Annotated in this window: 19 protein-coding genes; 2 read left to right on the top strand and 17 right to left on the bottom strand. The window is 66.5% G+C overall.

The annotated features are described in order from the left end of the window. Positions 1-6: 6 nt before the first annotated feature. From hflK to ndk, 11 genes are all read right to left on the bottom strand, one after another. Complete coding sequence (hflK, locus tag DFS13_RS09680) at positions 7-1,353, bottom strand: FtsH protease activity modulator HflK (protein WP_006493684.1); 1,347 nt, start codon at positions 1,351-1,353, stop codon at positions 7-9. A gap of 47 nt (positions 1,354-1,400) precedes the next feature. Further along, positions 1,401-2,573: a GTPase HflX gene (gene hflX, locus DFS13_RS09685; protein WP_006483315.1), complete on the bottom strand. Its 1,173-nt coding sequence runs from the start codon at positions 2,571-2,573 to the stop codon at positions 1,401-1,403. A 72-nt stretch (positions 2,574-2,645) separates the two neighbouring features. Further along, entirely contained in the window at positions 2,646-2,885 is a 240-nt protein-coding gene (gene hfq / locus DFS13_RS09690) for an RNA chaperone Hfq (RefSeq protein ID WP_006399927.1), read from the bottom strand. 141 nt (positions 2,886-3,026) lie between these two features. After that, positions 3,027-4,364 (bottom strand): ribosome biogenesis GTPase Der, encoded by a 1,338-nt coding sequence (gene der / locus DFS13_RS09695; RefSeq protein ID WP_006493685.1) that lies wholly within the window; start codon positions 4,362-4,364, stop codon positions 3,027-3,029. A 246-nt stretch (positions 4,365-4,610) separates the two neighbouring features. Further along, positions 4,611-5,756 carry an outer membrane protein assembly factor BamB gene (bamB, locus tag DFS13_RS09700; RefSeq protein ID WP_006483316.1) on the bottom strand — a complete coding sequence of 382 codons (1,146 nt, stop codon included), beginning with the start codon at positions 5,754-5,756 and terminating at the stop codon, positions 4,611-4,613. 41 nt (positions 5,757-5,797) lie between these two features. Continuing rightward, on the bottom strand, positions 5,798-6,427 hold the full coding sequence (locus tag DFS13_RS09705; protein ID WP_006478678.1) for a tetratricopeptide repeat protein: 630 nt from the start codon (positions 6,425-6,427) through the stop codon (positions 5,798-5,800). Positions 6,428-6,482: 55 nt separating this feature from the next. Beyond that, a complete protein-coding gene (gene hisS / locus DFS13_RS09710) occupies positions 6,483-7,823 on the bottom strand; it encodes a histidine--tRNA ligase (RefSeq protein WP_006483311.1) in 1,341 nt (446 codons plus the stop codon). Between the two features lie 20 nt (positions 7,824-7,843). After that, a complete protein-coding gene (gene ispG / locus DFS13_RS09715) occupies positions 7,844-9,148 on the bottom strand; it encodes a flavodoxin-dependent (E)-4-hydroxy-3-methylbut-2-enyl-diphosphate synthase (protein WP_006483314.1) in 1,305 nt (434 codons plus the stop codon). Between the two features lie 112 nt (positions 9,149-9,260). Then, positions 9,261-10,277, bottom strand: a complete 1,017-nt coding sequence (locus tag DFS13_RS09720; protein WP_034201647.1) for a helix-turn-helix domain-containing protein — start codon at positions 10,275-10,277, stop codon at positions 9,261-9,263. 163 nt (positions 10,278-10,440) lie between these two features. Continuing rightward, positions 10,441-11,580 (bottom strand): 23S rRNA (adenine(2503)-C(2))-methyltransferase RlmN, encoded by a 1,140-nt coding sequence (gene rlmN, locus DFS13_RS09725; protein WP_006484457.1) that lies wholly within the window; start codon positions 11,578-11,580, stop codon positions 10,441-10,443. A 55-nt stretch (positions 11,581-11,635) separates the two neighbouring features. Further along, positions 11,636-12,061, bottom strand: a complete 426-nt coding sequence (ndk, locus tag DFS13_RS09730; RefSeq protein ID WP_006478674.1) for a nucleoside-diphosphate kinase — start codon at positions 12,059-12,061, stop codon at positions 11,636-11,638. A gap of 249 nt (positions 12,062-12,310) precedes the next feature. Here ndk and DFS13_RS09735 point away from each other — a divergent pair, with 249 nt between their 5' ends. Then, a complete protein-coding gene (locus tag DFS13_RS09735) occupies positions 12,311-13,009 on the top strand; it encodes a Bax inhibitor-1/YccA family protein (protein ID WP_006484459.1) in 699 nt (232 codons plus the stop codon). Positions 13,010-13,072: 63 nt separating this feature from the next. On the opposite strand, the gene rlmD is transcribed toward DFS13_RS09735, so the two are convergent. Then, positions 13,073-14,473: a 23S rRNA (uracil(1939)-C(5))-methyltransferase RlmD gene (rlmD, locus tag DFS13_RS09740; protein ID WP_369718879.1), complete on the bottom strand. Its 1,401-nt coding sequence runs from the start codon at positions 14,471-14,473 to the stop codon at positions 13,073-13,075. A gap of 227 nt (positions 14,474-14,700) precedes the next feature. Here rlmD and DFS13_RS09745 point away from each other — a divergent pair, with 227 nt between their 5' ends. Further along, positions 14,701-15,555 (top strand): endonuclease/exonuclease/phosphatase family protein, encoded by an 855-nt coding sequence (locus tag DFS13_RS09745; protein ID WP_111441681.1) that lies wholly within the window; start codon positions 14,701-14,703, stop codon positions 15,553-15,555. Positions 15,556-15,569: 14 nt separating this feature from the next. On the opposite strand, the gene DFS13_RS09750 is transcribed toward DFS13_RS09745, so the two are convergent. From DFS13_RS09750 to surE, 5 genes are read right to left on the bottom strand one after another with little or no spacing between them, the layout of a single operon-like run. Then, positions 15,570-16,346 carry a 3'-5' exonuclease gene (locus DFS13_RS09750; protein WP_111441682.1) on the bottom strand — a complete coding sequence of 259 codons (777 nt, stop codon included), beginning with the start codon at positions 16,344-16,346 and terminating at the stop codon, positions 15,570-15,572. Between the two features lie 3 nt (positions 16,347-16,349). Beyond that, positions 16,350-17,438, bottom strand: coding sequence for an RNA polymerase sigma factor RpoS (gene rpoS, locus DFS13_RS09755; protein WP_006484452.1), 1,089 nt, complete (start codon positions 17,436-17,438; stop codon positions 16,350-16,352). A gap of 11 nt (positions 17,439-17,449) precedes the next feature. After that, positions 17,450-18,340: a peptidoglycan DD-metalloendopeptidase family protein gene (locus DFS13_RS09760; protein WP_034195698.1), complete on the bottom strand. Its 891-nt coding sequence runs from the start codon at positions 18,338-18,340 to the stop codon at positions 17,450-17,452. Between the two features lie 5 nt (positions 18,341-18,345). Continuing rightward, complete coding sequence (locus tag DFS13_RS09765; RefSeq protein ID WP_006482129.1) at positions 18,346-19,278, bottom strand: protein-L-isoaspartate(D-aspartate) O-methyltransferase; 933 nt, start codon at positions 19,276-19,278, stop codon at positions 18,346-18,348. Then, positions 19,275-20,036, bottom strand: a complete 762-nt coding sequence (surE, locus tag DFS13_RS09770; RefSeq protein ID WP_006482126.1) for a 5'/3'-nucleotidase SurE — start codon at positions 20,034-20,036, stop codon at positions 19,275-19,277. Before surE ends, DFS13_RS09765 begins: the two co-directional genes overlap by 4 nt. Positions 20,037-20,243 lie beyond the last annotated feature (207 nt).

Consider the following 20,243-nt stretch of genomic DNA (forward strand, 5'->3'; position numbering starts at 1 on the left):
TCCCCGTTACTTCGTATCGTCTTCACGCGACCGGCTGCGAAACGCTTCGCGCGATCGCAGCACGTCGACGCCCGACGCGGTGGCGGCCGGTGCGGCGCTCGCCGGCGCGGCAGCGGCTGCCGACGGCACGGTTGCCGCCGGTGCGGACGCCGCATCGGCGGCGGATGCGCCGGTCGACGCCGCGGCGTTTTGCCGCCCCTGCTCGACGAGCTTGTCGAGCGGCAGATACACGACGCTGTTGCCGCCCTTGTTGCCGACGAATACCTTCGTCGCATTCGAATAGATTTCCTGCATCGTCTCGAGGTACATCCGCTCGCGGATGACCGCCGGCGCCTTCGAGTACTGCGCGTAGACCTGCTTGAAGCGGTCCGCGTCGCCTTCGGCTTCGGTGACCACGCGGTCGGCATACGCCTTCGCTTCGTCGACGAGCTTCGCCGCATCGCCCTGCGCCTTCGGCAGCAGGTCGCTCGCATACGCCTGCGCGGCGCGCTTCGCGGCCTCGCGCTCGTCGCGCGCCTTCGCGACTTCGGCGTACGCGGCCTGGGTCTGGTCGGGCGCCGCGACGCTCTGCATCGTGACGGCCGTGACCTCGAGCCCCGACTGGTAGCGGTCGAGATCGCGCTGGATCGCGGTGGACAGCTGCTCGCGCAGCGCATCGCGGTCCTGGTTCAGCATGTCGGCCGCGCTGCGCGTGCCGACGATCGCGCGCACCGCGGCCTGCGCGGCCTGCGACACGCTGCGCTCGGGATCGACGCTGCGGAACAGGTAATCGGTGGCGGAACGAATCCGGTACTGGACGATGAAGCGCACGTCGACGATGTCGGCATCGCGCGTCAGCATCGCGGCTTCTTTCACGTTCGCGAGACGCACGACGTTGTTGCGGCCGATCTCGATCGAACGGACCTGCGACGTGTCGACGATCTCGTGCGACGCGAACGGATACGGCGCGCGCCAGTGCACGCCCTGGCCGACCGTGCCCGACAGCTTGCCGAGCTGCAGCACGACGCCCGTCTGGCCTTCCTGCACGACGAACAGCCCGCTGCCCGCATACACCGCGACCAGCACGCCGATCACGATGCCGACGCCGACCCGTGCGGCCCGGCCGTTGTCGGGACGGAAGCCGTTGCCGCCCTTGCCGCCGAACAGGCCGCTCAGGCGCCGGTTGAAGTTGCGCCACATCTCGTCGAGATCGGGCGGACCGTCGCCGTCGCCGCCTTGCGGACGCTTCGATTCGTTCGCGCGGGGGCGGGATCCGTCCTTGCCATTGCCTTCGCCGCGTCCCCAGCGGGGATCGTTGATCGACAGCAAGGCGCGCATCCGCCGCCAGGTACTCCGCTCGTTGTATTCGTTCACCAGAGTTTGTTCACCAGATTAGACGCCGGCGAACCGGCCGGGACCGGTTAGCGCCCGTGTTCGGAAATCGTGTGGTCTTCGTGCGGTTCAGCGGACGTGCCATCGAGCGCGTCGGGTAACGTCGCGCTGGAAAGGTGTTCCGCGGAGGCGATTTCGGCGATGGCGGCACGCAACGTATCGAGACCCTGACCGGTGCGCGCGCTCAAAAAGACGCGCGAAATATTACCATACTCGTCCCGCTCGACCGCGTCGCCGCGGGCCGCCAGCTCGGGCACGGCGTCGATCTTGTTGAAGACCAGCACCTGCCGGATCGTGTCCGCGCCGATCTCGTGCAGCACGCCGTTGACCTGCTCGATCTGCTCGAGCCGGACCGCGCTCGACGCATCGACCACATGCAGCAGCAGATCCGCATGGATCGTTTCCTCGAGGGTCGCGCGAAACGCCGCGACGAGCTGGTGAGGCAGCTCGCGGATGAACCCGACCGTATCGGACACGACGATCTGCCCGACCTCGTCGCCGAGGTACACGCGCCGCGACGTCGTATCGAGCGTCGCGAACAGCTGGTCGGCCGCGTAGGCCTGCGCTTTCGTCAGCGCATTGAACAGCGTCGACTTGCCCGCGTTCGTATAGCCGACGAGCGACACCGACATCGTGCCGCTGCGCGCGCGCTGCCGGCGCTGCGTGCTGTGCTGGCGACGCAGCCGGTCGAGCCGCGACTTCAGCATCTTGATGCGTTCGCCGATCAGCCGGCGGTCGGTTTCGAGCTGGGTTTCACCCGGGCCGCGCAGGCCGATACCGCCCTTTTGCCGCTCCAGGTGGGTCCACGCGCGAATCAGCCGGGTCGACAGGTATTGAAGCTGCGCGAGCTCGACCTGCAGCTTGCCTTCGTGGCTGCGGGCACGCTGCGCGAAGATGTCGAGGATGAGGCTCGTGCGATCGACCACGCGCCTGTTAAGCGCCTGCTCCAGATTGCGTTGCTGGGCGGGCGCCAAGGCGTGGTTGAAGATGACGATTTCGACGTTGTGCGCGTCGCAGGCAAGCCGCAATTCTTCGGCTTTGCCGCTGCCGATGAACATCTTGGCATCGGGACTGGCGCGTCGACCCGTGAGGGTGACGGCGGGACGGGCCCCCGCACTGGAGGCGAGAAGACTGAGTTCTTCGAGACTGGCTTCGAAATCGGTCTTGCCGAAATCGATGCCGACGAGCGCTGCGTTGATCAAATTATCGGGTGTCAAGATAAGGCGGCTGGCATCGGTCGCTCGCGGCGACCGGATGCCGGCCGCTGCGATAGGTTAGGACGAGGCTTCCGCGTCCGGGTGGAAATTCACCGGGCGCGCCGGCACGACCGTCGAGATGGCGTGCTTGTAAACCATCTGGGTCACCGTATTACGGAGCAACACGACGTACTGGTCGAACGATTCAATGTTCCCTTGAAGCTTGATGCCGTTGACGAGGTAAATCGAAACGGGAACGTGCTCTTTGCGCAGTGCGTTCAAAAACGGGTCTTGTAACAATTGCCCTTTGTTGCTCATGGCGTACTCCATCTTTTTTTGCAGGTTGATCTGGATTGGCGGCGAAGAAAAAGAGATCCGGCGCCAATCGCTACACTATAGCTGATTTTGCCTGCCCCGCCCGGGCGTAGGCCATGCGGCCTAGCCCTTGCGGGACGTGCTTCAGCCCTTGTCCGCGTACGGGTTGTTCGACGAACGGAACTCTATGCGCAATGGAGTCCCGGTCAGCGAGAAAGTTTCGCGGAACCGGTTTTCGAGGTAGCGCTTGTAGGTTTCCGTCACCGCGTCGAGCGCGTTGCCGTGGATCACGATGATCGGCGGATTCTGGCCGCCCTGGTGTGCGTAGCGCAGCTTCGGACGCACCGGGCCGCGACGGCGCGGCTGCTGGAATTCGACCGCCTCGATCAGCGCGCGGGTGAGCTTCGGCGTCGGCAGCTTCGACATCGCGGCCGCGTAGGCATCGTCGACCGAGCGCATCAGCGCGCCGATACCCGTCTTCTTCGCGGCCGAAATGAAATGCGATTTCGCGAAGTCGAGGAATTTCAGCTTGCGGGTCAAATCCGCTTTCGCGCGGTCGCGCGCGTGGTCGTCGAGGCCGTCCCACTTGTTCACGCCAATCACGAGCGCGCGGCCCTGCTCGACGACGAAGCCGGCGATGTGCGCGTCCTGGTCGGAAATGTCCTGCTGCGCATCCAACAGAAGAATGACGACGTTCGCGTCGGAGATCGACTGCAGCGTCTTCACGACCGAGAACTTCTCGATCGCCTCGAACACCTTGCCGCGGCGCCGCAGGCCGGCCGTGTCGATCAGCGTGTATTTCTTGCCGTTACGCTCGAAGTCGACGTAGATCGAATCGCGCGTCGTGCCCGGCATGTCGAACGCGATCACACGGTCTTCGCCGATCAGCGCGTTGACGAGCGTCGACTTGCCGACGTTCGGACGGCCGACGATCGCGATCTTGATGCCGCGCGACGGATCATCCTCCTCCGCTTCCTCGGGCTGGCCGGCGTACGCGACTTCGAGCGCCTCGTTGATCATGTCGGTCACGCCGTCGCCATGCGCGGCCGAGATCGCGCGCGGATCGCCGAGCCCGAGCTCGTAGAAGTCGGTCGCGACCGCCGTGTACTTCATCCCCTCGGCCTTGTTGACGACCAGGAAGATCGGCCGGCCGGTCTTGCGCAGGTAGTCGGCGATCGACTTGTCCTGCGGCGCGAGTCCGTTACGGCCGTCGACGATGAACACGACGACGTCGGCCTCCTCGACGGCCTGCCGCGTCTGGCGCGCCATTTCGTGCAGGATGCCGTCCTTCGCGACGGGTTCGAAGCCGCCCGTATCGACGACCAGGTAAGGCCGTTCGCCGACGCGCCCTTCGCCGTAATGGCGGTCGCGCGTCAGGCCCGGCAAGTCGGCGACCAGCGCATCGCGCGAGCGCGTGAGCCGGTTGAACAGCGTGGATTTCCCCACATTGGGGCGCCCAACGAGGGCAATGACCGGTTTCATCTGTGTTTTCTACGGTGAAGCGCAGCAGCGGGAGGCCCGCTGCTGCGGGCGGCTGCGCTGAATGAAAATATCACGAATTCGCGCCGCGCCGGATGCGCGCGCCCGGCGCGCGCGCGCGCCGTCGTCTTTCGTCTCGAACTGCCTTTCAAATACCGAGCGGCCGGGAACGCCGGCCGCCTTCAAGTCGCGCGGCCGCGGCGCGCGGGACCTGCCCGCCGCGCCACGGCCACGCCTGTTTCGTGCGCGTCAGCGCGGACGGAACCCGTACAGGCCACCGTCCTTCGTCTGCACGACGAGCGTATTGCCCGCGAGGACCGGCGCCGCCGTGATCGCGCTGCCGTCGGTCTTCATCCGCGCGATGAAGCTGCCATCCTCGCGCGACAGGAAGTGCACGAAGCCCTTGTAATCGCCCATCACGACCGCGTGCCCGAGCAGGTACGGCACGCCGACGTCACGGCTCTTCAGCTTGTCGTTGCGCCAGAGCTGGTTGCCCGTGGCCGCGTCGTACGCGGTGACGACCGACCAGTCGTCGCCGCCGGCGACCACCGAATCGTCCTGCGCGAGGCCGCTGCGGCTCGAGAACGGCTTTTCCCACAGTGGCCGGCCCGAGTTCGCATCGAAGCAACCGAGCTGACCCTGGAACGTCACTGCGCAGGTTTCCGCGCCCACGAGCGTCGGCGGACCGCTGACGTCGTTGATGCGCTCGACCTCGGTCACGCCCTTCGGGAACGACACCGGGGTCTGCCAGAACGGCTCGCCCGTCTGCAGGTTGATCGCGACGAGACCACCGCCCGGGAAGCCCGCGAGCACGGCCGCGTCGCCCGCAAACGTCATGCCCGCCGACACGCGCAGGTTCAGCGGCACCGCACGATTGCGGTAGTTCCACTTCTGCTCGCCCGTCTGCGCGTTGAACGCGATCACCTGGCCGTCGATCGTGCGGACGACCACGAGGCCGTTGCCGACGAGCGGCGGCGAGAAGATCTCGCCCTGCACGCTGGTCTTCCACAGCTGCTTGCCGTCCGGGCCCAGCACGAACACGCCGCCCTTCAACGCACCGACCGCGGTCAGGTTGCCGTCGCTGCCGACCCCGGCCGACAGGTCCGAACCGACCTTCGAGCGCCACAGCGTCTGGCCCGTCTTCGCGTCGATCTTCTCGACCGAACCGTTTTCGCCCGCCGCATAGACGGCGTCGCCCACGGCCACCGGCGAGAACAGGTAGCGCCCGCCCTTGCCGACGCTCGCCTTCCAGACCTGTTGCACGTCCATGACGGGCTTGAACTCGGTGAGCGGCGTCGGCACGCGGCGCGCGTCCTTCGACGACGAGCAAGCCGCCAAAGCGAGGACAGCCGCCGCGCAGGCAACGGGCACAGCGTAACGTTTCAGCAAATTCATCGGTTAGCGAAGCAGAGTTAAGAGGTTGAGGGGACCGGAATTCAGCCGCCGAGCGCGTCCAGCTTGAACTGCACGAGCTGGCGCGCGGACTGGTCGTCCTTCGACAGGCCGTCGAGCGCGAGCTTGTAAGCGGCGCGCGCGTCGTCGGTCTTGCCTTGCGCGGCAAGCAGATCGCCGCGCCGATCGGCCACGAGGCCCTTGAATGCATCGACCGGCGTACCCGACAGCAGCGCGAGGCCCGCGTCGTACGCCTTCTCGTCGAGCAGCAGCGACGCGAGACGCAGCTTCGCGATCTGCTTGTACTCGTCGTCCTTGGCGTGATCGACGGCCCATTGCAGCTGTGCCTTCGCGCCGGCCGCGTCGCCGGCCGCATACAGCGTCTTCGCGGCCGCGAGCGCCGTCATCTGCGCATACGGCGTACTGCCGAACTTGTCTTCCATGTCGGCAGCCGCGCGGGCCATCGTTGCCTTGTCGTTCGCGGCGGCAGCCTTCTGGACCTGCTCGTACAGCCCGGACGCCTCGGCAGCCTGACGGCGCTGCCAGTAGTTCCAGCCGTTGAAACCGGCCGCGACGACGAGCGCCGCGAGCACGATCCACGTGGTGAGGTTGCCCCAGCGGGCCCACCACGCCTTCAGACTTTCAATCGATTCTTGTTCGTCGTGATAACTCATCGGCGAGCGATTCCTTCCTGTTCAGGCTTTTCTTGTCGAGCGGATGCCAGCGCGATCAGTCGTCGCCGTCTTCGGCGGATGCAACCATCGCATTGATTAGGAATTCGGTCAAGCTTTCGACCGGTACGGTCTGCTGAACGTTCTTTTCCCCTTCCGCACCCGCGCCGCGCAACGCTTTCACGCCCACCGTGCCGTTCGCGACCTCTTCTTCGCCGAAGATCACCGCGAACGCGGCGCCGCTTGCGTCGGCCCGCTTCATCTGCGACTTGAAGCTCGCCGGCGCGCCGTCGGCGCTGCAGTGGAAGATCACGTCGAGGCCCGTGTCGCGCAGACGCTCGGCCGCGATGAACGCCTGTTCGCGCGCGGTTTCGCCCTGGTGCACGACGTACACGTCGACGCCTTCCTGCTCGGGCGCGAGATCCTCTTCCTTCAGCAGCTCGAGGATGCGCTCGATGCCCATCGCCCAGCCGCACGCGGCGGTCGGCTTGCCGCCGAGCTGCTCGATCAGCGGATCGTAGCGGCCGCCGGCCGCGACCGTGCCCTGCGCGCCGAGCTTGTCGGTCACCCACTCGAACACGGTCAGGTTGTAGTAATCGAGCCCGCGCACGAGACGCGGGTTGATCTTGAACGGAATGTTGTTCGCGAGCAGTAGGCGCTGCAGCCCTTCGAAGTGCGCGCGCGATTCGTCGCCGAGGAAGTCGATCAGCTTCGGTGCGTTCTGCGCGATGTCCTGCAGTGCCGGATTCTTCGTGTCGAGCACGCGCAGCGGGTTCGTATACAGGCGACGCTTCGCGTCCTCGTCGAGCACGTCGGCGAACTGCTCGAGGTACTTGATCAGTTCGACGCGGTGCGCGGCGCGCTCTTCGGCGAGGCCGAGCGAGTTGATCTCGAGCTTGATGCCGGTCAGGCCGAGGTCGTCCCACAGGCGCTGGCACATCATGATGATCTCGGCATCCGCATCGGGACCCGCGAAGCCGAGCGCCTCGACGCCGACCTGGTGGAACTGCCGATAGCGGCCGCGCTGCGGACGCTCGTGACGGAACATCGGGCCGATGTACCACAGGCGCTTCGGGCCGTCGTACAGCATGTTGTGCTCGATCGACGCACGCACGACGGCCGCGGTGTTTTCCGGGCGCATCGTCAGGTTCTCGCCGTTCAGCGCGTCGGTGAAGCTGTACATCTCCTTCTCGACGATGTCGGTGACTTCGCCGATGCCGCGCGTGAAGAGCTGCGTATGTTCGACGATCGGCGTGCGGATGTTCTGGTAGCCGTACGCGCGCAGCAGCGATTTCACGGTAGCTTCGAAGAATTCCCACAGGCCGGCATCCTGCGGAAGGATGTCGTTCATGCCCTTGACGCCGGTGAGCTTCTCGATCTTGCGTTTCTGTTCAGTCATCGTTCGTGTGTGTGGACGAATTAGTTCAGGGCCTCGGTGCGGCCGTAATTGCGTGCGACGTAGTCGCTGACGATCTGCTGGAATTCCTCGGCGATCCGCTCGCCGCGCAGCGTCTTGACCTTCTCGCCGTCGATGAAGACGGGTGCGGCCGGGTTCTCGCCCGAACCCGGCAGGCTGATGCCGATGTTCGCGTGCTTCGATTCGCCCGGGCCGTTGACGATGCAGCCCATCACCGCGACGTTCATCTTCTCGACGCCCGGATATTCCTTGCGCCAGACCGGCATCTGCTCGCGCAGGTAGGTCTGGATCTGCATCGCGAGTTCCTGGAACAGCGTGCTCGTCGTACGGCCGCAGCCCGGGCACGCGATCACCATCGGCGCGAACGAGCGCAGGCCCATCGTCTGGAGGATTTCCTGGCCGACGATCACTTCGCCCGTGCGCGACGCGCCCGGTTCCGGCGTCAGCGAGATGCGGATCGTGTCGCCGATCCCTTCCTGCAGCAGCACGCCGAGCGCGGCCGTCGACGCGACGATGCCCTTCGAACCCATGCCGGCCTCGGTCAGTCCGAGGTGCAGCGCGAAGCCGCAGCGGCGGCCGAGTTCGCGGTACACGGCGATCAGGTCCTGCACGCCGCTGACCTTGCACGACAGCACGATGCGGTCACGGCCCAGGCCGAGCTCCACCGCGCGTTCGGCCGAGCCGATCGCCGACTGGATCAGCGCCTCGTACATCACGCTCTGCGCGTCCCACGGCTGCGCCCGCGCGCCGTTCTCGTCCATCATGCGCGCGAGCAGGTCCTGGTCGAGACTGCCCCAGTTCACGCCGATCCGCACCGGCTTGTCGTACTTCGCCGCGGCCTCGATCATCTGCGCGAACTGCGTGTCGCGCTTCGCGCCCTGACCGACGTTGCCGGGGTTGATCCGGTACTTCGACAGCGATTCCGCGCAGCCCGGGTAGTCGCGCAGCAGCAGGTGGCCGTTGTAGTGGAAATCGCCGACGAGCGGCACGGTCACGCCCATCCGGTCGAGCTGCTCGCGAATCGCCGGCACGGCGGCCGCGGCTTCGGGCGTGTTGACCGTGATGCGCACCAGTTCGGAGCCCGCATTCGCGAGTTCCTTGATCTGGATCGCCGTGCCGATCGCGTCGGCCGTGTCGGTATTCGTCATCGACTGCACGCGCACCGGCGCGTCGCCGCCGATCGTCACGAGTTGCCCGCCCCAGCGGACATCCACCGCATGCGATACGCGGCGCGGCTGATGCCCGCCGAACACCGGCTCGGTTGAACAAATCTGACTGCTGCGTGGGGATTGAGCTTCGGATTGCATCGATAGATCCATTTACGCGGAATGCGCCGCGACGCGGCGCATGAATTGAAAAAGCGCCGTGCCCTCACGGCCTGCCGAGATCGACGACAGGCCTTCGCCACGGCGCTTGACGTCAGGGCAACGTGAACCGCGCCACGTTACCCCGCGCTGCCGAATATTTTGCCGGATCGACCGGTTTTCCGTCGAACGCAACCGCGTCGAGGCCGGCCTTGTTGCCGATCGTGACCTTGAACGGCCCGTCACCGGCCACCTGCTTCGTTTCGCCGGCGCGCACCAGCGCCGAGAACAACTCCTTGCCGTTCTTGTCGCGCACGCTGAACCAGCAATCCTGCTTGACCTTCAGTTCGACCATCGACTGACCGGCCGCCACCACGACGCTGGCCGGCTGGGCCGGCGCGGCCGTGCTTGCCGCCGCCGTGGCCGCCACGGGCTGCGACGCAGCGGCCGTCGCGACCGGCGCCGCGGGCGCCGGAACAGCCGACGCGATCGCCTGCGCCGGGGCAGCCGATGCAGCAGCCGGGGCCGGAACCGCATTCGCCACCGCGCCCGACGCGGCGTTCGTGGCCGCTTCTTCAGCAGCCGACGATGCCGTCGCCGCGCTCGCGGCCGACGCATGCTCGGCGTCGCCGCCCTTGAAGCGTGCAAGCAGGCTCGACGAATCGCCGCCAGTGTGCCACATCAGTACGGCGACCACCGCGACGATGACGATCCCCGTTCCCCACAGCCACGGATGGTGACGCGACGAGCCGCCGAGCGGAATCGACACGCGGCCGCGCGGCAGATCCGTGCCCGACGACGCCGGCATCGACAGGTCGACTTCCGGCACCCCGCGCTCGCGGCGCAGCGCCTGCGCGAACGGTTCCGGATCGACGCCGAGCATCTTCGCATAGCTGCGCACGACCCCGAGCGCGAACGTCACGCCGGGCAAATGGCTGATGTCGCCGGCCTCGAGCGCCCGGAGCTTTTGCGGTGCGACCTTGAGTCGCGCCGACACGTCGTCGACCGACCAGCCCTTCGTCTCCCGAAGCTGCGCCAGCCGGCTGCCGACCGCCGCCAGCGATTCCAGTCCCGCCGGTGCCGGCTTCGCGGCATTCGTCTCTGCGCCGTTAGACGGCTGCGGCTCACTCATCCTTGTCCTCGCGTCGATTCTTCTTCACTGGCGGCCGCCGCCGACTCCCGCCGGCCGGCACCCGCAACTGTTCATACCCTGCGCGGCGCCGAGGCGCCGCGACCGATCGCTATTCGCGTGTTGCACCGCCAAAGGGTTCGGGCACCCCGGCCAGGTGCCCCCGTCAAACTGCCCGAACTTCGATGATTTTTCCTGCTGCGCCCGTTCGTTCCGCGAGGCGCGTGCGATCCTTCACCGCGCCGGCCAACTGCCCGCACGCGGCGTCGATGTCGTCGCCGCGCGTCTTGCGCACGGTCGTGACGACACCCGCGTCGATGAGAACCTGCGCGAAGCGCTTGATCTGCTCCGGCTTCGAGCGGATGAGGCCCGATTCCGGAAACGGATTGAACGGGATCAGGTTGAACTTGCACGGCACGTCGCGCGTGACGGCCAGCAGTTCGCGCGCATGCGCTTCGGTGTCGTTGACGCCGTCGAGCATGCAGTATTCGAAAGTGATGAAGTCGCGCGGCGCGACCTTCAGATAACGCTGACACGCGGCCATCAGCTCGCGAAGCGGATACTTCTTGTTGAGCGGCACCAGCTCGTCGCGCAGCGCATCGTTCGGCGCGTGCAGCGAAACGGCCAGCGCGACCGGCAACTCGGCGCCGAGGCGGTCCATCATCGGCACCACGCCGGACGTCGACAGCGTGACGCGGCGGCGCGACAGGCCGTACGCGTTGTCGTCGAGCATCAGTCGCATCGCGGGGACGACCGCGCTGTAATTCAGGAGCGGCTCGCCCATGCCCATCATCACCACGTTGGTGACGACCCGTTCGGCCTTGCCGTTCGGGCCGGGCGCGCGGCCCAGCGACGCGCGCAATGCAAATTCGGCCATCCGGAGCTGGCCGATGATTTCAGCTGTCGACAGGTTGCGGGAGAAACCCTGCTTGCCCGTCGAACAGAAGCGGCAGTTCACCGCGCACCCGGCCTGCGACGACACGCACAGCGTGCCGCGCGTCTCTTCCGGGATGAACACGGTTTCGACCGCATTGCCGTTTCCGACGTCGATCAGCCACTTGCGCGTGCCGTCGGTGGAAACGTGATCGCTGGCGATCTCCGGCATCACGATCGACGCGCGGCCCTTGAGTTTTTCCCTCAGGGACTTCGCGAGATCGGTCATGCCGTCGAAATCGCCGGCGTTGTACTGGTGGATCCAGCGCTGCAATTGCTTGGCGCGGAACGGCTTCTCGCCCAGGCTGCCGCAGTACGCGACAAGACCCTCGGCATCGAAGTCGAGAAGATTGACGGAAGTTTCGCTCGTCATGATGTGCTGCCTTGCCGCGTGCGCTGAATCCTGCCTACTTGCTGTCAGCCAGGGCTTAACGCGAGTAAACGTTCATTTCCGGGAAGAAGAACGCGATTTCGACCGCTGCCGTTTCCGCAGCGTCCGAGCCGTGGACGGCGTTCGCGTCGATGCTGTCGGCGAAGTCGGCGCGGATCGTGCCCTTTTCCGCCTTCTTCGGATCCGTTGCGCCCATCAGGTCGCGGTTCTTCAGGATCGCGCCTTCACCTTCCAGAACCTGGATCATCACCGGGCCCGAGATCATGAAGTCGACGAGGTCCTTGAAGAACGGACGCGCTGCGTGAACTGCATAGAACTTCTCTGCGTCAGCACGCGACAGGTGTGCCATGCGCGATGCGACGATCTTCAGGCCGGCGCCTTCGAAACGGCTGTAGATCTGGCCGATCACGTTCTTTGCCACCGCATCCGGCTTGATGATCGACAGGGTGCGCTCGATTGCCATAAAAACTCCAAAAAATTAAGAAGTTACAGGTTCAAATGAATCCGCTATTGTAGCACGATCCCGTGTATCATTGCGATTGAACCCTTACACGAATGAAAGGTTCAGAATCCATATGTTTTGTGCCGCCGGGCCATTGAAACCTCCCGGCACGGAACGTATCTTAGCCATAGCTGCCCCGGTTTGCTGCGCCGCACATCGCGCGCGCCGAACCGGCCCCGGACGCCCACGCGTTCAATGTTAGGAGAAACCATGAACGACTATCCGTACAATTTCGGCCGCGGCGGTTCCGTCAGCACCGCCGAGGTTCGCAACCGCGTGCTGCGGAACACGTACTGGCTGCTCGCGCTGTCGATGGTGCCGACCGTGCTGGGCGCCTGGGTCGGCGTCGCGACGGGCTTCTCGCTGTTCGCGGCCACGAGCCCGATGATGAGCCTGCTCGCGTTCTTCGCGATCGCGTTCGGCTTCATGTTCGCGATCGAGCGGACGAAAAACAGCGCGGCCGGCGTGTTCGTGCTGCTGGGCTTCACGTTCTTCATGGGCCTGATGCTGTCGCGGCTGCTGAGCTTCATCCTCGGCTTCTCGAACGGCCCGTCGCTGATCATGCTCGCGTTCGGCGGCACCGGCATCATCTTCGCCACGATGGCGACGATCGCCACCGTCAGCAAGCGCGACTTCTCCGGGCTCGGCAAGTGGCTGTTCATGGGCGTGATCGTGATCCTGCTCGCGTCGGTCGCGAACATCTTCCTGCAACTGCCGGCGCTGATGCTCACCGTATCGGTGCTCGCGATCGCGATTTTCTCGGCGTACATGCTGTTCGACGTCCAGCGCGTCGTGAACGGCGGCGAGACGAACTACATCTCGGCCACGCTCGCGATCTACCTCGACCTGTACAACGTGTTCACGAACCTGCTCGCGCTGCTCGGCATCTTCGGCGGCAACCGCAACTGACGTTCGCTGCGCACCACGAAAAAACCGGCCCGCGGGCCGGTTTTTTTACGTCCGCCGCCCGGCTCAATCGCGCTCGAACAGCGCGATCGATTCGACGTGCGACGTATTCGGGAACATGTTCACGACACCGGCGCCCTTCAGCCGGTAGCCGGCCTCGTGCACGAGCAGGCCTGCATCGCGCGCGAGCGTCGACGGGTTGCACGACACGTACACGATGCGCTTCGGCAGCGGACCTTCGCCGCTCTGCGCGATCTCGGCCAGCGCCTTCGACACCGCGAGCGCGCCTTCGCGCGGCGGGTCGATCAGGAACTTGTCGAATGCGCCGAGCGCGCGGAGGTCGTCGCCGGTCACTTCGAACAGGTTCCGGCACGCGAACGTCGTATGGCCGTCGACCCCGTTCTCGCGTGCGTTCGCCAGCGCGCGCGTGGTCAGCGTATCGCTGCCCTCGATGCCCATCACTTCGCGCGACAGCCGCGCGAGCGGCAGCGTGAAGTTGCCGATCCCGCAGAACAGGTCGAGCACGCGATCGTCGCGCGACGGCGCGAGCAGGCGCAGCGCGCGGCCCACCAGCACGCGGTTGATCTGGTGATTGACCTGCGTGAAGTCGGTCGGCTTGAACGGCATGCGGATGCCGAATTCCGGCAGCGTGTAGTCGAGCGACACGTCGAGCGGATAGAACGGCGTCACCGTGTCCGGCCCCTTCGGCTGCAACCAGAACTGCACGTTGTGCTCGTCCGCGAACGCGCGCAGCAGCGCTTCGTCGTCCGCATTGATCGGCTCCAGCACGCGCAGCACGAGCGCGGTGACGGTCGAGCCGACCGCGAGTTCGATCTGCGGCATCCGGTCGCGAATCGACAGTCCCTCGACGAGCCGGCGCAGCGGCACGAGCATCGCCGACACGTGCGGCGGCAGCACTTCGCAGCTCGTCATGTCGGCGACGTAGCTGCTCTTCTTCTCGTGGAACCCGACCAGCACGCCGCCCTTCTTCGCGACGTTGCGCACGGTCAGGCGCGCCCGGTAGCGGTAGCCCCACGACGGGCCGTGGATCGGCGCAAACATCGTTTCCGCGCGCAGCTTCGCCAGATGCCACAGGTTGTCTTCGAGCACGCGTTGCTTGACCGCCACCTGCGCGCGCATGTCGAGATGCTGCATCGAGCAGCCGCCGCAGGTGCCGAAGAATTTGCACTTCGGCTGCGTGCGCAATACGCTCGGGCGCAGAATGTCGACGACCGTCGCCTGCTCGTAGCTCGGCTTGCGGCGGTAGCTCGAATAAGTCACGCGCTCGCCCGGCAGCGCGCCTTCGACGAAGATCACCTTGCCCGGCCCGCCGTCCTCGGTCACCGTGCGGCCGACACCGCGCGCTTCCATGTCGAGCGATTCGATCTCGAGAACCGGGGCGGGCCCGGGCGCGACGGGCGCATTTTTCGATTTGCGCGCAGAAGTGGGGACGGCTTCGGACACCAGCTTTTCCTGACAAACGTTGAAGAAGGCGAGATTGTAGACGACGAAAGCCTCCGTCGCGCGCTTTGGATGAGGCAGGCGTCGAACTTGCGCACGGACAGCCCGTAGCGCGCCCGGGCGGCCACGCAATGCGGCTGCGGGATGCGCCTGCGGCAATGCCCGGCCGCAAATCAGCCGGGGCAACGCCCGAGGCCCAAGGCCCCACATTTCGCCCGACAGGAGATTCGACCATGCGATTGATCGACTGGAACATCCAATGGGGTCGGGACGCGGACGGCGTCGTCGATCTTCCTCGCACCGTCGCGGCCATTCGCGGGCTCGGCGATTTCGACGTGCTGTGCCTGCAGGAAGTCACGCGCGGCTTCGACGCACTGCCGGGCCGGCCGGGCCCCGACCAGTTCGCCGAACTCGCCGCGCTGCTGCCCGGCTATACGGTCGTCGACGCGATCGGCGCCGACCTGCCGGCCATCCGGCCGGGCGCACCGCGCCGCCAGTTCGGCAACGCCATCGCGACAAGGCTGCCGGTCGGGCGCGTGCTGCGCCAGTCGCTGCCGTGGCCGGCCGACGCCGGCGCGCCGTCGATGCCGCGCGTCGCGCTCGACATCGAGTTGCAGGCGCCGTTCGGGCCGTTGCGCGTGGTCACCACGCATCTGGAGTATTACTCGGCGCGCCAGCGGCTCGCGCAGGTCGACGCGCTGCGCGACCGGCATCGCGAGGCCTGTGCGCACGCGACCCACCCGGCCCGCGCCGAAACCGCCGAGGGGCCGTTCAGCGCGACCGGACAGCCACGCGATGCGATCGTCTGCGGCGATTTCAACAGTGCATTCGGCAGCGACGCATACCGGCGCTTCCTGGCGCCGCTTGCCGACACGCCGGATTTCATCGACGCGTGGGTTGCGCGGCATCCCGGCCGCACGCCGCCGCCGACGGCCGGCGTCTACGATACGGTGCAATGGTCGGACGGGCCGCTCGCATGCGATTTCGTGTTCGTGACCGACACGCTGTTGCCGCGCGTCACCCGCTGCGAGATCGACGGTAACGTGCGCGCGTCCGATCACCAGCCGGTGCTGCTCGACCTCGGCTGATCGGGCTGGCCGCGCTACGCGTCGAAGCCGGCCAGGTATTCGACCCAGTGTGGCGCCGGTTCCAGCGCAAGCGCGTTCTTCACGAGCAGGATCTCGTCCGCGTACTCGCTCGGCGTCAGGCCGCCGCGCATCAACTGGAACCGGCAATACAGCAGGTAGGTATTGACGACGTCGGTTTCGCAGTAGTTGCGGATTTCCTCGATTCGCCCGTCCTGGAACGCCGGCCATACCTGGCTGCCATCCATCCCGAGCTTGCCCGGAAAGCCGCACAGCTTCGCGAGCGCGTCGAGCGGCGCATTGGCGCGCGCCTGATACATCGCGAGCACGTCCATCAGGTCGGTATGCCGCGAGTGATAGCGCGAGATGTAGTTGTTCCACTTGAACTCGCGGTCGTCCTCGCCGAGATCCCAGTAGCGGGTGGCGGGAATGCCGTGCACGAGCGCGCGGTAATGGAGCACCGGCAGATCGAAGCCACCGCCGTTCCACGACACGAGCTGCGGCGTGTATTTCTCGATTACGCGGTAGAACGACTGGATCAGCGTGGCTTCGTTGTCCTGCGGCGTGCCGAGCGAGCGCACGCGAAAACCGTTGTTGTCGCGGAACACGCACGAAATCGCCGCGATCCGCTGCAGGTGATGCGGCAGGAAATCACTGCCGGTCTTCTCGCGGCGTGCGGCGAATGCATGCTCGGCCACCGCGGCATCGTTGAGCGTCGCGGGCAGGTCTTCCAGACGGCGAATGCCGTCGACATCGGGAATCGTCTCGATGTCAAAAACGAGAATCGGAGTCATCAGTTACAGAACGGCGTCCTTGCGCACGCCGTTGGAGGCAAAGAACCGCTTGAGGCGCACCAGCGCTTCCTGCTGGATCTGCCGCACGCGCTCGCGCGTGAGCCCCATCTCGTCGGCGAGCTCCTCGAGCGTCGCCGGTTCGATGTGGTTCAGGCCGAAGCGGCGCTCGATCACGTGCCGGTGCTTGTCGGACAGCCGCGACAGCCACGCGCGCGTCAGCGTTTCGAGCTCGCGGTGCTGCACCTCGGCGTCGGGCGACTGGCTCTGGTCGTCGGGCAGCAGGTCGAGCAGGCTGCTCGCGGGATCGAGGTCGAGCGGCGCGTCGAGCGACGCCGTGTGTTCGTTGAGCGCGAGGATATCGGTGACTTCCTCGGCGGTCTTGCCGGTGAGATAGGCGATGTCGTCGATGCTGGCTTCACGGCGTTCGGCCGCCTCGCCCGTCGACATCGAATTCTTTTCGAGGTGGCGCTTCGCGCGCAGCACCTGGTTCAGTTCGCGGATCACGTGCACGGGCAGGCGCACCGTGCGGGCCTGGTTCATGATCGCCCGCTCGATGCTCTGCCGGATCCACCACGTCGCGTAGGTCGAGAAGCGAAAACCGCGCGTCGGGTCGAATTTCTCGATCGCGTGCATCAGGCCGAGGTTGCCTTCCTCGATCAGGTCGAGCAGCGGCACGCCGCGGTTCAGGTACCCCTTCGCGATACTGACGACGAGACGCAGGTTGCGCTCGATCATCACCTGCCGCGCCTCGAATTCGCCGGCCTTCGCAAGACGCGAATAGCGCTGCTCTTCCTCGACGGTCAGCAGCGGCTTCACGCTGATGCGGTTCAGGTAATGCTGGATCGTGTCGGCCGTGAGTTCGGCCTGCAGCAGCGTGCGGAAATCGTCGACGTCGGGCGCGGCTTCCTGACGGCCTTCGCGCTCGTCGTCGCCACCTTCGGCCTCGGCGTCGCGTGCCTCGAGATCACGTTCGTTTTCCGCGACGTCGTCTTCGTCGTCCGTCGAAGCACCCACTCGCCCCACCGATGCTTGCGTGGCACGACTGATCTTCTCAGACTCGGCTTGCGGCTCGTGGCGCTTCGATTTCGGCATGGTCGTCTCGGTTATTGAGGCGGCAAATACTTCAGCGGATCGACAGGCTTACCCTGCCGGCGAACCTCGAAATGCAGCATCACGCGGTCGGCATCGCTGTTACCCATCTCGGCGATCTTCTGCCCCTTCGTTACCGCGTCCCCCTCTTTTACCATCAAAGCGCGATTGTGTGCATACGCCGTGAGGTAAGTTGCATCGTGCTTGATGATAATGAGGTTGCCGTAACCACGCAGACCGTTGCCGGAGTAAACGACTCGGCCGTCCGCCGCCGCCTTCACGGCCTCGCCGGCCGTCCCGCCGATATTGACACCCTTGTTCTTCGCGTCGTCGAACCCGTTCAGCACGGGGCCGCGCGCGGGCCACGCGAACGTCACGGGGCCGCTCGGCGCCGCGGCCGTATCGCTCGATCCGGTTGCCGCCGCCGGCGGCGTGGCGGCCAGCGCCGACGACGTGCCGGCAGCCGGCGCGGCCGGGCCGCTGCTCAGCGGTGCCGTCGCGACCGCGCCACCGACGATCGGCGCGGCGGCCGGCGCACCCGCGACCGCGGCGCCGCCCGGCGGCGCCACGCGCAGCAGCTGGTCGACTTCGATCTGGTTCGGGTTCGCCAGGTTGTTCCACGACGCGATGTCGCGATAGTTCTGCCCGTTCTCGAGCGCAATCCGGTACAGCGTGTCGCCCGGCTTCACACGATAGAAGCCAGGCGGCGGCGGGCCGAGCGGCACCGCGGGCTGCGCGGTGGCGGTCGTGCCGAGCGACCCGGAGCGGTCGACGACGGGCGCGTTGTCGAGCCGCGTCGCACAGGCGGCCAGTAGCGTGGAGAACGCAGCCACACAGATCGCGCGCTGGGCGAGCGTGAGCGGTTCCCGGGATCGGTTGTTTTGCATCGCGCGCAACATACTCATCGGTTTCAAATCACTCCGGATTTTAAAGGGACAAAGAAAACGCGATCAAGCCGGGACTCTCGCCATTGCGCGTGCGCGACGCGCTCGACGAGCGTGAGCACCTGGTGCTGCCCGCTCTGCGCGCCGACCGGCGCGACGAGCCGCCCGCCGATCGCGAGCTGCTCGAGCAGCGCCTGCGGCACGTCGAGCCCCGCCGCCGCGATCACGATCGCGTCGAACGGGGCCGCGGACGGCAGGCCGACACGCCCGTCGCCATAGTGCAGACGGATGTTCGGCACGCGCAGCGGCCGCAGGTTCAGCTTCGCGCGCTCATACAGCGGCTTGATGCGTTCAATCGAATACACGTCGCGTGCCACGTGGCTCAGCACGGCGGCCTGATAGCCGCAGCCCGTGCCGATCTCGAGCACGCGCTCGAGTGTGCGGCCGGCCATCGCGAGCTCGATCATGCGCGCGACGACCGACGGCTTTGAAATGGTTTGCTGATGACCGATCGGCAGCGCCGAATCCTCGTAGGCCTGCGTCGCGAGCCCCGGATCCACGAACAGGTGGCGCGGCACCGCGGCCATCGCGTCCAGCACGCGCGTATCGGTCACGCCATTCGCGCGCAGGCGTTCGACCATCCGCTCGCGCACACGTTCCGACGTGAGGGCGAACGCGCCGGCCGGCGCAATCGTGGGCGCAGCCGGCTTCGGCAGCGCTGGCTTGAGCACGGTCGGCTTCGGTGCGGTCGCCGGTTTCGCGGCGCCGATACCCGGCAGCGGCGCCCGCACGGCGGCCGGCTTCACCGCAACCGGTTTCAGCACGGCTGCGGGTTTGTCGGCGGCCTTCGGCACCGCGCCCGCCGCCTGGCGTTCACCGGCCCGACCGTCCGACTTGCGTGGCGCTCGCTTGAGATCTTCGAGCGCGAGCGGGAACCGCTTCGCGCGCTCGCCGCTCATGAAGCCCGCCCTCCGGCGCGCACCCATTCGCGCGTCGCGGGCAGCATCTGCGTATGCGTGAGATCGAGCTGCAGCGGCGTGATCGACACGAAACCGTTTGCGACGGCGTGAAAATCGGTGCCCTCGCTGGCGTCCAGCGCGTCGCCCGCGGCACCGATCCAGTAGATCGGCTCGCCGCGCGGGTCGGTCTGGCGGATCACCGGCTGCGACGGATGACGCTTGCCGAGGCGCGTAACCTTCCAGCCCTTCAGCTCGTCGTACGGCAGGTTCGGAATATTGACGTTCAACAGCGGGTTGCCCGGCAGCGGGTGCGCGAGGTAATGCGCGACGATTTCCGCGGCGACGCGCGCGGCGTCCGGCAGCTGGGCCCAGCCCTTGTCGACCAGCGAGAACGCAATCGCCGGCACACCGAACATGATGCCCTCGGTGGCGGCTGCAACTGTCCCCGAATAGAGCGTGTCTTCGCCCATGTTCTGGCCGTTGTTGATGCCGGATACGACGATGTCGGGCCTCTCATCGGCCATCCCCGTCAGCGCGACGTGCACCGAATCGGTCGGCGTGCCGTTCACGTAGAAGAAACCCGTACCCGCTGCGCGCTGCACCGACAGCGGCCGCGACAACGTGAGGGAGTTCGACGCGCCGCTGCAGTTCTGCTCGGGCGCGATCACCGTGAGCTCGGCCAGCGGCTGCAGCGCTTCGCTGAGCGCGGCGAGACCGGGGGCGAGATAGCCGTCGTCGTTGCTGAGTAGGATTCGCATCCGGCGATTGTAACCGAGGAAAGATGGCGCGAGAGCGACAGTCCGGCGGCCGCGGACGGGTGGGTAGACGCATGGGCGCACGATGCGCCGCCGCATCGTGCGGCGGCATTCCATGCGCCGGGGAAAACACCGGGTCGCCGGGGTTTTTCGCCCCGACGAACGACTCGTCGGAAAAGGCGTCCGTCGGGCGGCCCGGCGCAAGGCGCT

This window comes from Burkholderia sp. 28_3, from assembly GCF_003253915.1.
GTDB lineage: Bacteria > Pseudomonadota > Gammaproteobacteria > Burkholderiales > Burkholderiaceae > Burkholderia > Burkholderia cenocepacia.

What these genes read in the sequence shown, in the direction of transcription:
- rpoS (WP_006484452.1), bottom strand. Translation starts at nt 17,438, where the DNA reads ATGCCGAAATCGAAGCGCCACGAGCCGCAAGCCGAGTCTGAGAAGATC.
- bamB (WP_006483316.1), bottom strand. Translation starts at nt 5,756, where the DNA reads ATGAATTTGCTGAAACGTTACGCTGTGCCCGTTGCCTGCGCGGCGGCT.
- DFS13_RS09720 (WP_034201647.1), bottom strand. Translation starts at nt 10,277, where the DNA reads ATGAGTGAGCCGCAGCCGTCTAACGGCGCAGAGACGAATGCCGCGAAG.
- DFS13_RS09750 (WP_111441682.1), bottom strand. Translation starts at nt 16,346, where the DNA reads ATGACTCCGATTCTCGTTTTTGACATCGAGACGATTCCCGATGTCGAC.
- der (WP_006493685.1), bottom strand. Translation starts at nt 4,364, where the DNA reads ATGAAACCGGTCATTGCCCTCGTTGGGCGCCCCAATGTGGGGAAATCC.
- ispG (WP_006483314.1), bottom strand. Translation starts at nt 9,148, where the DNA reads ATGCAATCCGAAGCTCAATCCCCACGCAGCAGTCAGATTTGTTCAACC.
- DFS13_RS09765 (WP_006482129.1), bottom strand. Translation starts at nt 19,278, where the DNA reads ATGAGCGGCGAGCGCGCGAAGCGGTTCCCGCTCGCGCTCGAAGATCTC.
- DFS13_RS09735 (WP_006484459.1), top strand. Translation starts at nt 12,311, where the DNA reads ATGAACGACTATCCGTACAATTTCGGCCGCGGCGGTTCCGTCAGCACC.
- DFS13_RS09705 (WP_006478678.1), bottom strand. Translation starts at nt 6,427, where the DNA reads ATGAGTTATCACGACGAACAAGAATCGATTGAAAGTCTGAAGGCGTGG.
- hisS (WP_006483311.1), bottom strand. Translation starts at nt 7,823, where the DNA reads ATGACTGAACAGAAACGCAAGATCGAGAAGCTCACCGGCGTCAAGGGC.
- ndk (WP_006478674.1), bottom strand. Translation starts at nt 12,061, where the DNA reads ATGGCAATCGAGCGCACCCTGTCGATCATCAAGCCGGATGCGGTGGCA.
- DFS13_RS09745 (WP_111441681.1), top strand. Translation starts at nt 14,701, where the DNA reads ATGCGATTGATCGACTGGAACATCCAATGGGGTCGGGACGCGGACGGC.
- DFS13_RS09760 (WP_034195698.1), bottom strand. Translation starts at nt 18,340, where the DNA reads ATGAGTATGTTGCGCGCGATGCAAAACAACCGATCCCGGGAACCGCTC.
- rlmN (WP_006484457.1), bottom strand. Translation starts at nt 11,580, where the DNA reads ATGACGAGCGAAACTTCCGTCAATCTTCTCGACTTCGATGCCGAGGGT.
- surE (WP_006482126.1), bottom strand. Translation starts at nt 20,036, where the DNA reads ATGCGAATCCTACTCAGCAACGACGACGGCTATCTCGCCCCCGGTCTC.
- hfq (WP_006399927.1), bottom strand. Translation starts at nt 2,885, where the DNA reads ATGAGCAACAAAGGGCAATTGTTACAAGACCCGTTTTTGAACGCACTG.